This is a genomic window from Streptomyces sp. SM18 (genome assembly GCF_002910775.2).
In the GTDB taxonomy this organism is placed as follows: Bacteria; Actinomycetota; Actinomycetes; order Streptomycetales; family Streptomycetaceae; genus Streptomyces; species Streptomyces halstedii.
The window spans coordinates 4,274,507-4,286,876 of the sequence record NZ_CP029342.1; the positions used below are offsets into that span (position 1 = coordinate 4,274,507).

Sequence of the window (12,370 nt, forward strand, 5' to 3'; positions counted from 1 at the left end):
CGGAAGTCAAGCCCGTCCGGCGTTGTCGTACCGGGCGCCTATGGTTGCCGGTGACGGTGAAGACGGACGGACGGGCGCGACCATGAGTGTGACGACCGAGAGCGCTGCGCGGCAGACGCTGCACCGGGTGTTCGGGTACGAGGCGTTCCGCGGCGAGCAGGCCGCGGTGATCGATCATGTGGTCGCCGGCGGCGACGCGGTCGTGCTCATGCCCACCGGCGGCGGCAAGTCCCTGTGCTACCAGATCCCGGCCCTGGTCAGGCCCGGCACCGGTGTCGTGATCTCCCCGCTGATCGCCCTCATGCAGGACCAGGTGGACGCCCTGCGGGCGCTCGGCGTCCGCGCCGGCTTCATGAACTCCACGCAGGACTTCGACGAGCGCCGCTCGATGGAGGCCCAGTTCCTCGCGGGCGAGCTCGACCTTCTCTACCTGGCCCCCGAGCGGCTGCGCCTGGACTCCACCCTCGCCCTGCTCGCCCGGGGCGAGATCTCCGTGTTCGCCATCGACGAGGCGCACTGTGTCGCCCAGTGGGGTCACGACTTCCGCCCCGACTACCTGGCCCTGTCGGTGCTGGGGGAGCGCTGGCCGGACGTACCGCGCATCGCGCTGACCGCCACCGCGACCGACGCCACGCACCGCGAGATCACCCAGCGTCTCGGGATGCCCGAGGCGAAGCACTTCGTGGCCAGCTTCGACCGGCCGAACATCCAGTACCGGATCGTGGGCAAGGCCGACCCCAGGAAGCAGCTGCTCACCTTCCTCAAGGAGGAGCACGCCGGGGACGCGGGCATCGTCTACTGCCTCTCGCGCAACGCGACGGAGAAGACCGCCGAGTACCTCTGCCGCAACGGCATCGAGGCCGTCCCCTACCACGCGGGCCTGGACGCCGGGACGCGCGCCGCCCACCAGTCGCGCTTCCTGCGCGAGGAGGGCCTGGTCGTCGTCGCGACGATCGCCTTCGGCATGGGCATCGACAAGCCGGACGTCCGCTTCGTCGCCCACCTCGACCTGCCCAAGTCCGTCGAGGGGTACTACCAGGAGACCGGCCGCGCCGGCCGCGACGGGGCACCGTCCACGGCCTGGATGGCGTACGGCCTCCAGGACGTCGTCCAGCAGCGCAAGCTGATCCAGGGCGGTGACGGCGACGAGGCGTTCCGCCGCAGGGCGGCCGCGCACCTCGACTCGATGCTGGCGCTCTGCGAGACGGTGCGGTGCCGCCGGGCCCAGCTCCTCACCTACTTCGGCCAGGAGCCCGGCGAGCAGTCCTGCGGCAACTGCGACACCTGCCTCACCCCGCCGGAGACCTGGGACGGCACGGTCGCCGCCCAGAAGGCGCTGTCCACCGTCGTCCGGCTGAAGCGGGAGCGGAACCAGAAGTTCGGGGCCGGGCAGATCATCGACATCCTGCTGGGCCGCAAGACCGCCAAGGTCATCCAGTTCGACCACGACCAGCTCTCGGTCTTCGGCATCGGTGAGGAGCTGGCCGAGGCGGAGTGGCGGGGCGTGGTGCGCCAACTGCTGGCGCAGGGGCTGCTTGCGGTCGAGGGGGAGTACGGCACGCTGGTGCTGACCGAGGCGAGCGCCACGGTGCTCGGCCGGGAGCGTGAGGTGCTGCTCCGCAAGGAGCCGAAGCAGCCGACGTCCCGGACCTCGGCCAAGGGCGACCGCAAGGCGAAGCAGGCCCCCGTGGACCTGCCGGCCGAGGCCGTCCCGGTCTTCGAGGCGCTGCGCGCCTGGCGCGCGGCCCAGGCGAAGGAGCTGGGCCTCCCGGCGTACGTGATCTTCCATGACGCGACGCTGCGGGAGATCGCCGTCCTGCGCCCTGGTTCCCTGGCGGAGCTGGGCGGGGTCAGCGGCCTGGGCGAGAAGAAGCTCGCGACGTACGGCGAGGGTGTCCTGGAGGTGCTGGCCGGGCTGGGCGACGCCCCGGCCCCGGCCCCCGCACCGGTCCCGCACCAGGCCCCGGCCGCCGCCCCGGACCGGGCACCGGCCCCGGCGGCACAGCAACGGCCCCAGGCCCCCCGTGCGGCGGCCGACCCGGACCAGCACTTCGGCTGGGACGAGGAGCCGCCCGAGTTCGACTGAGCCGGGCCCGGCCGCCCCCTACTCCGGGGACTCCGGGGCGGCCGCCCGGCGGCGGGAGACGATCGCGGTCAGATCGAGATCGACGGTGAAGGGGGTGGACACCTTCATCCGGTCGTGGAAGATCCCGGTGGAGGTGTAGGCACCGGTGGCGGGCTCCAGCTCGAAGACGTAGACGACGGCCCGGCCGTCCTGGTTCTCCACCCGCCAGTAGTGCGGGATCCTCGCCCGCGCGTACTTCACGGGCTTGGTCTCCCGGTCCCGGGTGACGGATTCGTCGGACACCACCTCGACGGCCAGCAGCACGCTCTCGGCGGGGAACCGCGTCTGCCGCAGACTCTCGACCGCGTCCGCGCGGACGACGACGACATCGGGTTCGGGCCGGTTCTGGAAATCGACGTCGATGGTGAATTCGCGAAAGACCTCCAGATCGAGTGGAGCGAGTGACTGCAACTGCCATTTCAGGTAGTCGATCGCACGCTCGTGGAATACGGTCTGCGGACTCATGAAGACGAGGCTCCCGTCGATCAGCTCCGTGTGCGGAGGCAGATTCGGGAGTGTGTCCAGGTCATCGGCGGTCCAGCCGCCCACGGGCGGAACCGCCCACCGCGGCTCGGGTGCCTCGGGTTCGACGCTCATCAGTGCTCCCATAGGAAGGAGTCTCGCGGGTTCGTCCAGCGTATCCGCCGACAACCGGATCAGGCCCACCCGCACGTGTGCACGAGTCACGCGTCGTTGACCGGGCCCGGACGGCGGCCGGGCCCGGTCACCCCGGGGCCGGGCCGCCGCGCCCGGAGCGCGCTCACCCCGCCGGAACGATCCGCCCGGTCACCTCGCCCAGACCCACCCGCGTCCCGTGCGGTCCCGGGGCCCAGGCCGTCAGGGTGACCGTGTCGCCGTCCTCCAGGAACGTCCGCTTGCCGTCCGGCAGGTCCAGCGGATCGCGCCCGTTCCAGGTCAGTTCGAGCAGGGAGCCGCGCTGGCCGGCCTCCGCGCCGCTGACCGTGCCGGAGCCGTAGAGGTCGCCGGTGCGCAGCGAGGCGCCGTTCACCGTCATCTGCGCCATCTGCTGGGCCGCCGTCCAGTACATGGAGGCGAACGGCGGCTCCGCGACCGTCTGTCCGTTGACCGCGACCGAGATCCGGATGTCGAAGCCGCCCGGCTCCTCCTCGTCCGCGTCCTCCAGGTACGGCAGCAGCGGGAAGTCCCGGGCCGGAGGGGCCGTGCGGGCCGCGTCCAGGGCCTCCAGCGGAGTCACCCACGCCGACACGGAGGTGGCGAAGGACTTGCCGAGGAAGGGGCCCAGCGGTACGTACTCCCACGCCTGGATGTCCCGGGCCGACCAGTCGTTGAGCAGGGAGAGTCCGAAGACGTGCTCCCGGAAGTCGCCCAGCGCGACGGGCGAGCCCTGGGCGGAGGGGACGCCGACGACGAAGCCGACCTCCGCCTCGATGTCCAGCTTCACCGACGGCCCGAACACCGGGGCCGGGTCCGTGGGCGCCTTGCGCTGGCCCGAGGGGCGCACCACGTCGGTCCCCGAGACGACGACCGTGCCGGAGCGGCCGTGGTAACCGATCGGCAGATGCTTCCAGTTGGGGGTGAGAGCCGCGCCGTCCGGCCGGAAGATCCTCCCCACGTTGGTGGCGTGGTGCTCGCTGGCGTAGAAGTCGACGTAGTCGGCGACCTCGTACGGCAGGTGCAGCGTCACCGAGTCCACCGGGTACAGCAGCGGTTCTATGTCCGGGCGGTGGGCCGGGACGGTCACCCAGGCGGTCAGCGCCCGCCGGACGTCGCGCCAGGCGGTGCGCCCGGCGGACAGCAGCGGCGTCAGGCTCGGCTGCGCCAGGAGCCGGGCGTAGGGCGAACCGAGCGCGTGCGCGGCCGCCCCCGCGTCCAGCACATGGTCGCCGACGCGGACACCGACCCTGCGGTCCGCCGGGTGTCCAGGGGTGGAGAACACGCCGTACGGAAGGTTGTGCGGACCGAAGGGGTCGCCCTCGGCCAGATCGAGCGGACTGCTCTGCTCGGGCATCTGTCGCTGCCTCGCTTTCCAGGTCGCTTGAGGGACACACGTTACGTCGGGGCCGCCGGCCGGCGGCACCGCCTCAAGGACGCGTCATGCCCGCGAAGCCGGGCGGTAACCGCCGTTCACCCGGCGGTCCGGGGGATCCTCTTCTCCCAGGTTCGGTGGAACACCACCTCGTCACCGTCCCGGCACACGACCTCGTTGGAGGTGAGGAAGTCGTGCGCGTCGGCGGAGGTCTCCGAGCGCGTCTCGACCCGCACGTCCCATCCCATCTCCGGGCGGTGCAGCCGGACCGTCCAGTCGGAGCGCGCCCGCGCCGACAGGGGGTCGTCCTCCTGGACGGTGTACGCCTCGGCGGCGTCCTCGGTGAATTCCAGCCCGTCCGGGTAGACCCGTGTGCCGCCGTAGCGCGGGTCCACCTCCAGGCGCCATTCGCCCTTGGCCACGTCCCGGACCACCAGCCGCTCGGGGCGCTGCTCGTCCAGGGTGGCGGGGTACACGACGTTCAGCGGCTCGGCCTGCTCGGGTTCGCCGAAGGTGATGCCCGGGTCCTCGGTGTACCGGCGTACGGGGAGTTCGACGAGGCTGCCGTCGGCCTCCAGGGTGAAGCCCTCCGAGCCCGCCTGCGGCCAGATCCACGGCCAGTAGGAGGAGGAGACGGCGATGCGGATGCGGTTGCCGCGCGGGAAGGTGTGCCCGATGCCGTTCAGCTCGAACGTCACGTCCTCGGTCTCCCCGACGGGCCAGTCCTCCGTACGGTCGCGTCCGTGCCGGGCCGCCAGGTTCAGGGCTCCCCGGGTCACCAGGGTGGAGGCGCCGTCCGGGGCCACGTCGCAGAGCCGGGCGACGACCTGCCCGCGTGGCACGTCCATCCGGATCCGCAGCCGTACCCGGGGGCGGCCCAGGATCTCGACGGGGCCGTCCTCGACGGGGAACTCGAAGCACACCGACTTGGCGTCCTCGTCACGCTGGTCGGGCGGCAGGTCGGCGGCGTTGCCGAACGGGAAGAAGCGGCCGGCGTCCAGCCCGGTCTGCTGCGGTGAGCGGACGATCCGCGAGCCCCCCGTCAGGGCGTACTCCACCGGGGCCACGTTCGAGGAGGGCCAGGCCGCGTCGCCCACCCAGCGGCCCGGCAGGGTCTCGTAGACGGTGGCCGGGCGGTGTGAGCCGCTGATCCAGGACCGCAGCAGGGGCTCGTTCATCACCCCGGTGTCCTCGCCCTTGAGGTGCTGGTCCCACCAGCGCAGCGTCTCCTGGAGGAAACCGATGGCCGGTCCCGGCGGCAGGCCCCGGTCCGGGTACTGGTGCGACCAGGGGCCGATGATCCCGCGTACCTGCCCGGGGTCCAGGTGCTCCACGAGCCGCAGGACGGTGTCGCGGTAGGGGTCGTGCCAGCCGCCGACGGCCAGCACCTTCGCCTTGACCGCCCCGTAGTCCTCGCAGACGCTTCCGTGCGTCCAGTAGGCGTCGCGGCTCTGGTGGGCCAGCCAGGTGTGGATGAGGGGTTCGACCGCCTCCAGGCGGTCCAGCCACATCTGCCGCCAGTCGTCGCCGACGTCCGCCGGGTCCGGCGGGCGGCAGACGAAGGCGAGCATGGTCGCCGCCCAGGCGTGCATGTCCACACCGAGGACCGAGCCGCCCATGTAGTGGACGTCGTTGTCGTAGCGGTCGTCGGCCGAGCAGACGGTGACGATCGCCTTCAGCGGTTCGGGGGCGAGCGCGGCGATCTGGAGCGAGTTGAAGCCGCCCCAGGAGATGCCGAACATGCCGACCTTGCCCGAGCACCACTCCTGCCGCGCCAGCCACTCCACGACGGCCACCCCGTCGGCCAGCTCGGTCGCGTCGTACTCGTCGCCCGGCATCCCCTCGCTGTTGCCGTGCCCGCGTACGTCCACGCGTACGGAGGCGTAGCCGTGGCCCGCGTACCAGGGGTGGCGCTGCCAGTCGCGCGGGGCGGTCCAGTCGCTCAGCCGGTAGGGCAGGTACTCCAGCAGCGCGGGCACGGGCTCGTCGGTGACCGGGCGCCAGATCCGGGCGTACAGCTGGGGGCCCGACCCGGAGCCTTCGGCCTGGGAGGTGTCCCCGGGCAGGGGGATGTAGAGGTCCTCGTAGGTGGTCTCGTACGGGAACGCGGTGCGGATCTGCATGGTGGTACCTCAGTGGACGGGGTGCATGGTGCGCTTGAGCCAGGGAGCGGCGGCGATGACGGCCACACCGGCCAGCACCGCGACGGCGCCATTGACACCGAAGTAGGCGGGGTTGGACACCTCGCCGTAGAGCTTCACGATCTGTGCCTGAATGCCGTTGGCGAGGGCCAGCGACAGGAACCACAGCGCCATCGTCTGGCTCGCGAACGCCCGGGGCGCGAGCTTGGTCGTGGCGGACATGCCGGAGGTCTCCAGCAGGACGTCGCCGAGCCCGAGCAGCAGGTAGGAGCCGACGATCCACCAGGCGGCCATCTTGTACGTGTCGTCGGCGTGGCCCGAGGTCGGCAGGACCATCAGCAGGAAGGACAGGCCGCCGAGGATCACCCCGATCGCGATCTTGTTCGAGGCGTGCGGCTGCCTCGGCCCCATCCGGGCCCAGACGGTGGCCACCACGGGGGCCAGCGCCACCTCGAAGGCCCCCAGCGCGGAGGCGTACCAGCTGGCCGGGAAGTGGAAGCCGAAGATCTCCGTCCGCGCGTTCGTCGAGGCGAGCAGCATCATCGTCGAGTACGCCTGGAAGAGGATGAAGTTGAAGACGACCGAGGCGAGGAAGAGCACGACGTACGGCCGCAGCCTGCCGCGTTCCTCCGGGGACACCCTCGGGCTCCGGAACATCACCACGAAGTAGACGACCGGGGCGATCACCGAGACCAGGGTGAGCACGTCCACGAACCGGTCCATGGTGAGCCAGCCGGCCAGGGCCAGCGCGGTCGCCACGGCGGCCACCACGACGCTCCCGAGCACGATCAGCGTCACCGCCCGGCGCATCGGGCCCGGTGCCAGCGCGTACTCGGCCGCGTGCTTTCGCCCGGCCAGGTGACGGCGGCCCGCCACGTACTGGATCAGACCGAGCGTCATGCCGACGGCGGCGGCCGAGAACCCCCAGTGCCATCCCACGTGGTCGCCGAGCCAGCCGGTGATCAGCGGACCGGCGAAGGCGCCGATGTTGATGCCCATGTAGTAGAGGGCGAAGCCGGCGTCCCGGCGCTCGTCCTCGGTGCGGTAGAGCTTGCCGACCATGGACGCCACGTTGGGCTTGAGCAGGCCGGTGCCCGCGCTGATCAGGCCGAGGCCCACCCAGGTCATGGTGGCGGTCGGCACGGCCATCGAGTAGTGGCCGCAGGCGATGAGGATGCCGCCGTACAGGACGGCGCGGTAGGAGCCGAGGATCCGGTCGGCCAGCCAGCCGCCCGCGACGGAGACCAGGTAGACCAGAGTGCCGTAGGCGGCGGAGACCGAGGCGGCGGTGCCCGGGTCCATGCCCAGGCCGTCGTTGGCGACCGAGTCCGCGAAGAAGAGGACGAGGATCGCCTGCATGCCGAGGAAGGAGAAACGCTCCCAGACCTCCAGCCCGGACAGCGTCATCAGACCCCGTGGCTGCCCGAAGAACGCGTGGTCGTCCTCGGGTGCGGGGCCTTCCGGCTCGGTGGTGGGGGTGGCGTGGGACAAAGCGGCAACTCCTGATCGTATGAGCTGATCCCGAACATACCGGCGGCGGCGGGAAGGCGCCCACGGTGATCCAAACAGGACCGGATACGCTGACTTGAGTGAAGACAGCGACACATCGACATTCCCTGTGATCGTCAGCAGACAGGAGATCCCCTCGTGACCGTCGTCGGGCCGTTCGGGCTGCGCGTGCGGGACCAGGCCCTTGAGGCCGATGTCCAGGCCGGTTTGGCCGCTGTCGAGGCCGGGCTGCTGGACGCCACCAAGAGCGACGTCCCGTTCATCACGGAGGCGGCCCAGCACCTCGTCAGCGCCGGGGGCAAACGGTTCCGCCCGCTGCTGGTGATGCTCGCGTCGCAGTTCGGCGACCCCGAGGCCCTCGGGGTCGTGCCCGCGGCCGTGGTCGTCGAGCTGACGCACCTGGCGACGCTGTACCACGACGACGTGATGGACGAGGCCGACGTACGCCGCGGGGTGGAGAGCGCCAACACCCGCTGGGGCAACTCCGTGGCCGTCCTGACGGGCGACTTCCTCTTCGCCCGCGCCTCGCACATCCTGGCCGACCTCGGCCCCGAGGCCGTACGCATCCAGGCCGAGGCGTTCGAACGACTGGTCACCGGCCAGATCCTGGAGACCGCCGGCCCGCGCGACGGCTGCGACCCGGTCGACCACTACATGGACGTACTCGCCGGCAAGACCGGCTCCCTGGTCGCCGTGGCCGGACGCTTCGGCGCCCTGATGGCGGGCGCCGACGAGTCGGTCGTGGACATCCTCACCCAGTACGGGGAGCGGCTCGGCGTCGCCTTCCAGCTCGCCGACGACGTCCTGGACATCGCCTCCGACTCCCACGAGTCCGGGAAGACCCCCGGCACCGACCTCCGGGAGGGCATCTCCACCCTCCCCGTCCTCCACCTGCGCGCCCAGGCCGCGGCCGAGGGCAGGCCCGAGGACCTCAAGCTGGTGGAACTGCTCGACGGCGACCTGAACGACGACGCCCGGCTCGCCGAGGCGCTGCACGGGCTGCGCGCCCACCCGGCGCTGGAGCAGGCCCGCCGCGACACCGTCCGGTACGCGCAGGAGGCACGGGCCGCCCTGACCCCGCTGCCCGAGTGCTACGCCAAGTCCGCCCTCGAAGAGCTGTGTGACGCCGTGGTGCACCGCGCGGGCTGACCCTAGGGTTCCGTCCCCCGGACGTCATACCGCAGGGGTAGGCGGAGTTGCTCCCCGGGGCTGACGCCTGCCGCCGCCCGATTTGGTCAGATGGAGTACACCACTTCCGACCACATCGGGTGAGAAGGGCGGCGGGAAGTGGATGAGCGCAGAGGGATGACAGCCGCCGATCACGGAGGTAGGGCACACATGGCACCGAACGACAGCGCGGAGACCACGGGCGAGGCCACGAGCGGGTCCGTGGGCCGCCGGAAGGCGGCGCGCTACATCGTCCCCGTCGCGGTGGCGGGAGTGGCGGCGGCGACCATCGGACTCGTCCCGGCCCTCGCCGACTCCGGCGACCCGGACCTGCCGGCGATCACGGCGCAGGAGCTCGTCGAGAAGATCGCCGCCTCGGACGAGCAGCAGCTCTCCGGCACCCTGAAGATCAGCACCGACCTGGGTCTCCCGTCCCTGGGCGGGCTCACCGACTCCCTCCTGCCGGGCGGCACGGGAGGCGCGGACACGTCGAGCGCCGCGCCCGAGGCCAAGCTGACGGAGCTGGCCTCCGGCACGCACACGCTCCGGCTGGCGGCCGACGGCCCCGACCGGCAGCGCCTTTCGGTCCTCGGCAAGGGCTCCGAGTACAGCGTCGTCCACAACGGCGCCGACGTCTGGGCGTACGACAGCGCGAGCGACGAGGTGTACCACCAGCGGGCCGAGGGCGGGGCCGAGGACCACCCGGCTCCCAAGGGTGTGCCCGGCACCCCCAAGGAGATGGCCGAGGAGGCGCTCGCCGCGGCGGACAAGACCACCTCCGTCACGGTGGACGGCACCACGCGGGTGGCGGGACGCGACGCGTACCGGCTGCTGATCAAGCCCAAGCAGTCCGGTTCCACGATCGGGGGCGTCAGGATCGCGGTGGACGCCGCCAACGGCGTGCCGCTGAAGTTCACCGTGGCCCCGAGCGGCGGCGGCAAGGCGGTGGTCGACGCGGGCTTCACCCAGGTCGACTTCGCGAAGCCGGACGCCTCGTCCTTCTCCTTCACCCCGCCCAAGGGCGCCCGGGTGACCGAGGCCGACGAGCTGACGGAGCGCACGGACGAGAAGGCCGACGAGCTGGGCGCCTTCCCGAAGGAGCTGTCCGGGCTGGGCGACCTCGGCGCGGTGAACGTCATCGGCGAGGGCTGGACCGCGGTCGCCGAGATCAAGGCGGGCAAGGACGCCGCCGGGGACCTCTCCGGGATGCCCGCCGAGGCGCAGGGCCTCCTGGGCGCGTTCGGCGACAAGGTCAGCGGCGACTTCGGCTCGGGCACGGTCTTCAAGACCCGCCTGGTCAACGCCCTGCTGACCGACGACGGCTCGGTCTACGTCGGTGCCGTCACCAAGGACGCCCTGGTGAAGGCGGCCGACACCGCCCGGTAGGACCGGTCCGCACGAGCGCCCCGCCGTACGCTCCGTACGGCGGGGCGCTCGCGTAGGGCGGCCTGGGCACGGCGGGAAGGGAGCGGGAGCGTATGGACCGCACGGCGGACCGGGCGGCGGGCGTGGCACCGGACACGGGCCCGGACGCGGGCTCGGGCGTGGCACCGGACGCGGACCCGGTGATCGAGACCCGGGGCCTCACCAAGCGCTACCGGGGCGGTCAGTTGGCCGTCGACGGGCTCGACCTGCGTGTGCCCGGCGGCAGCGTCTTCGGTTTCCTCGGGCCCAACGGCTCCGGCAAGACCACGACGATCCGCATGCTGATGGGCCTGGTCGAACCGACCTCGGGCACCGCGCGGGTGCTGGGCAGCCCCGTCCCGGCCGCCGTCCGCACGGTTCTGCCGCACGTCGGCGCCCTGATCGAGGGGCCCGCCCCGTACGGCTTCCTGACCGGCCGCGACAACCTCCTCCGGCTCGACCGCGCCGACCCCACCGCCGATCCGCGCACCCGCCGGGCACGGGTGGAGGGAGCCCTGGAGCGGGTCGGTCTCGGGGCGGCCGCCGGGAAGAGGGCCAAGGCGTATTCGCTCGGCATGAAACAGCGCCTCGGTCTCGCCGCCGCACTGCTCAGGCCGCGTCGGCTGCTCGTCCTGGACGAGCCGACCAACGGCCTCGACCCGCAGGGCATGCGGGAGATCCGCGCCCTGGTGCGGGAGCTGGCGTCCGAGGGCACCACCGTCTTCCTCTCCTCCCACCTGCTGGACGAGATCGAGCAGGTCTGCGACCACGCCGCCGTCATGGCCCGGGGCCGGCTCCTCGTCCAGGGGCCGGTGGCCGCGCTCGCGGCCCGCGCCCGTGGCCGGCTCGTCGTCACCACCCCCGACCCGGACACCGCCGCCCGCGTCCTGCGCGAGCACGGGGCGGGCGGGCTCGCCGTCGAAGGGGAACGCGTCGGCGCGGACGCCCCGCCCCCCGACACCGAGCTGGCGGACCTCAACGCCGCGTTGGTGCGCGCCGGGGTGCGCGTACGTTCCTTCGGCGTCGAACGCGGCACGCTGGAGGACGCGTTCGTCGCCCTCACCGGAGAGGGATTCGATGTCGCGGGCTGAACTCACCGCCGCCCCGGAGCGGCGGGCGCTGTGGACGTTCGGGCTCCTGGGCTCCGAGCTGACCACCGTGCTCCGCCGTGGCCGTACCCTGGCGCTGCTCGGCGTGCTGGCGGCCGTCCCCGTCCTCATCGGGATCGCCGTGCGGATCGAGACCGGCGACGGCTCCCCGGCCGGGCCCGGCGGCGGAGGCGGCCCCGCCTTCCTCTCCCAGGTCAGCCACAACGGCCTCTTCCTGGTCTTCGCGGCCCTCTCCGCGACGCTCCCCGTCTTCCTGCCGATGACGGTCGGCGTGGTCGCGGGGGACAGCGTCGCGGGGGAGGCGAGCGCCGGGACGCTGCGCTATCTGCTGGTCGCCCCGGCGGGCCGGAGCAGGCTGCTGCTCACCAAGTACACGTCCGTGCTGGTGTTCTGCCTGGTGGCGACCCTGGTCGTGGCGGTGTCCGGGCTGGTGGCGGGGGCGCTGCTCTTCCCGGTCGGGGAGATGACGACCATCTCCGGCACCCGGATCGGTCTCGGCGAGGGGCTGTCGCGGGCCGGGCTGATCGCGCTGGTGGTGGCGGTGTCGCTGTCCGGTTTCGCGGCGCTGGGGCTGTTCGTCTCGACGCTCACCGACAGCGGGATCGCGGCGATGGCGGCCACCGTGGGCGTGCTCATCACCGCGCAGATCGTGGACGGCATCCCGCAGTTGGACGCGGTCGGGCCGTATCTCTTCCCGCATCTGTGGATGTCGTTCACGGATCTGCTCCGCGCGCCCGTCTACTGGGACGAGATCGTCCGGAACCTGGGTGTGCAGGCGGTGTACGTCGCGGTGTTCGGCTCGGCCGCCTGGGCCCGTTTCACGACGAAGGACATCACGGTCTGAGGGCACGGTCCGAGGGATCCGCGGGAGAAGCGCCCACCGGAGTCCGTCCGCCCGCGCCGCCGG

Annotated in this window: 9 protein-coding genes; 5 read left to right on the forward strand and 4 right to left on the reverse strand. The window is 72.2% G+C overall.

Going from position 1 to position 12,370, the window contains the following annotated elements:
* The first annotated feature begins 82 nt into the window (after positions 1-82).
* On the forward strand, positions 83-2,086 hold the full coding sequence (recQ, locus tag B9S64_RS19390; protein WP_103490622.1) for a DNA helicase RecQ: 2,004 nt from the start codon (positions 83-85) through the stop codon (positions 2,084-2,086).
* 18 nt (positions 2,087-2,104) lie between these two features.
* Here the strand turns inward: recQ and B9S64_RS19395 are convergent, their stop codons facing one another.
* The 4 genes from B9S64_RS19395 to B9S64_RS19410 form a co-directional block, all read right to left on the reverse strand.
* Complete coding sequence (locus tag B9S64_RS19395) at positions 2,105-2,722, reverse strand: Uma2 family endonuclease (protein ID WP_103490623.1); 618 nt, start codon at positions 2,720-2,722, stop codon at positions 2,105-2,107.
* A gap of 163 nt (positions 2,723-2,885) precedes the next feature.
* Entirely contained in the window at positions 2,886-4,115 is a 1,230-nt protein-coding gene (gene fahA / locus B9S64_RS19400; protein ID WP_103490596.1) for a fumarylacetoacetase, read from the reverse strand.
* Between the two features lie 116 nt (positions 4,116-4,231).
* The gene (locus tag B9S64_RS19405; protein ID WP_103490597.1) at positions 4,232-6,256 is read right to left on the reverse strand and encodes a CocE/NonD family hydrolase; all 2,025 of its coding nucleotides are present in this window, start codon (positions 6,254-6,256) and stop codon (positions 4,232-4,234) included.
* Between the two features lie 9 nt (positions 6,257-6,265).
* Entirely contained in the window at positions 6,266-7,765 is a 1,500-nt protein-coding gene (locus B9S64_RS19410) for a peptide MFS transporter (protein WP_103490598.1), read from the reverse strand.
* A gap of 156 nt (positions 7,766-7,921) precedes the next feature.
* Here B9S64_RS19410 and B9S64_RS19415 point away from each other — a divergent pair, with 156 nt between their 5' ends.
* From B9S64_RS19415 to B9S64_RS19430, 4 genes are all read left to right on the forward strand, one after another.
* A complete protein-coding gene (locus tag B9S64_RS19415; RefSeq protein WP_103490599.1) occupies positions 7,922-8,932 on the forward strand; it encodes a polyprenyl synthetase family protein in 1,011 nt (336 codons plus the stop codon).
* A gap of 189 nt (positions 8,933-9,121) precedes the next feature.
* Entirely contained in the window at positions 9,122-10,336 is a 1,215-nt protein-coding gene (locus B9S64_RS19420; RefSeq protein ID WP_103490600.1) for a sigma-E factor regulatory protein RseB domain-containing protein, read from the forward strand.
* A 92-nt stretch (positions 10,337-10,428) separates the two neighbouring features.
* Positions 10,429-11,445 (forward strand): ABC transporter ATP-binding protein, encoded by a 1,017-nt coding sequence (locus B9S64_RS19425; protein ID WP_103490601.1) that lies wholly within the window; start codon positions 10,429-10,431, stop codon positions 11,443-11,445.
* Complete coding sequence (locus B9S64_RS19430) at positions 11,432-12,307, forward strand: ABC transporter permease (protein ID WP_103490602.1); 876 nt, start codon at positions 11,432-11,434, stop codon at positions 12,305-12,307. The genes B9S64_RS19425 and B9S64_RS19430 overlap by 14 nt, the downstream gene beginning before the upstream one ends.
* The last annotated feature ends 63 nt before the right edge of the window (positions 12,308-12,370 follow it).

Coding starts and splice junctions, on each gene's coding strand:
- B9S64_RS19425 (WP_103490601.1), top strand. CDS start 10,429: ATGGACCGCACGGCGGACCGGGCGGCGGGCGTGGCACCGGACACGGGC.
- B9S64_RS19405 (WP_103490597.1), bottom strand. CDS start 6,256: ATGCAGATCCGCACCGCGTTCCCGTACGAGACCACCTACGAGGACCTC.
- fahA (WP_103490596.1), bottom strand. CDS start 4,115: ATGCCCGAGCAGAGCAGTCCGCTCGATCTGGCCGAGGGCGACCCCTTC.
- B9S64_RS19420 (WP_103490600.1), top strand. CDS start 9,122: ATGGCACCGAACGACAGCGCGGAGACCACGGGCGAGGCCACGAGCGGG.
- B9S64_RS19430 (WP_103490602.1), top strand. CDS start 11,432: ATGTCGCGGGCTGAACTCACCGCCGCCCCGGAGCGGCGGGCGCTGTGG.
- recQ (WP_103490622.1), top strand. CDS start 83: ATGAGTGTGACGACCGAGAGCGCTGCGCGGCAGACGCTGCACCGGGTG.
- B9S64_RS19395 (WP_103490623.1), bottom strand. CDS start 2,722: ATGAGCGTCGAACCCGAGGCACCCGAGCCGCGGTGGGCGGTTCCGCCC.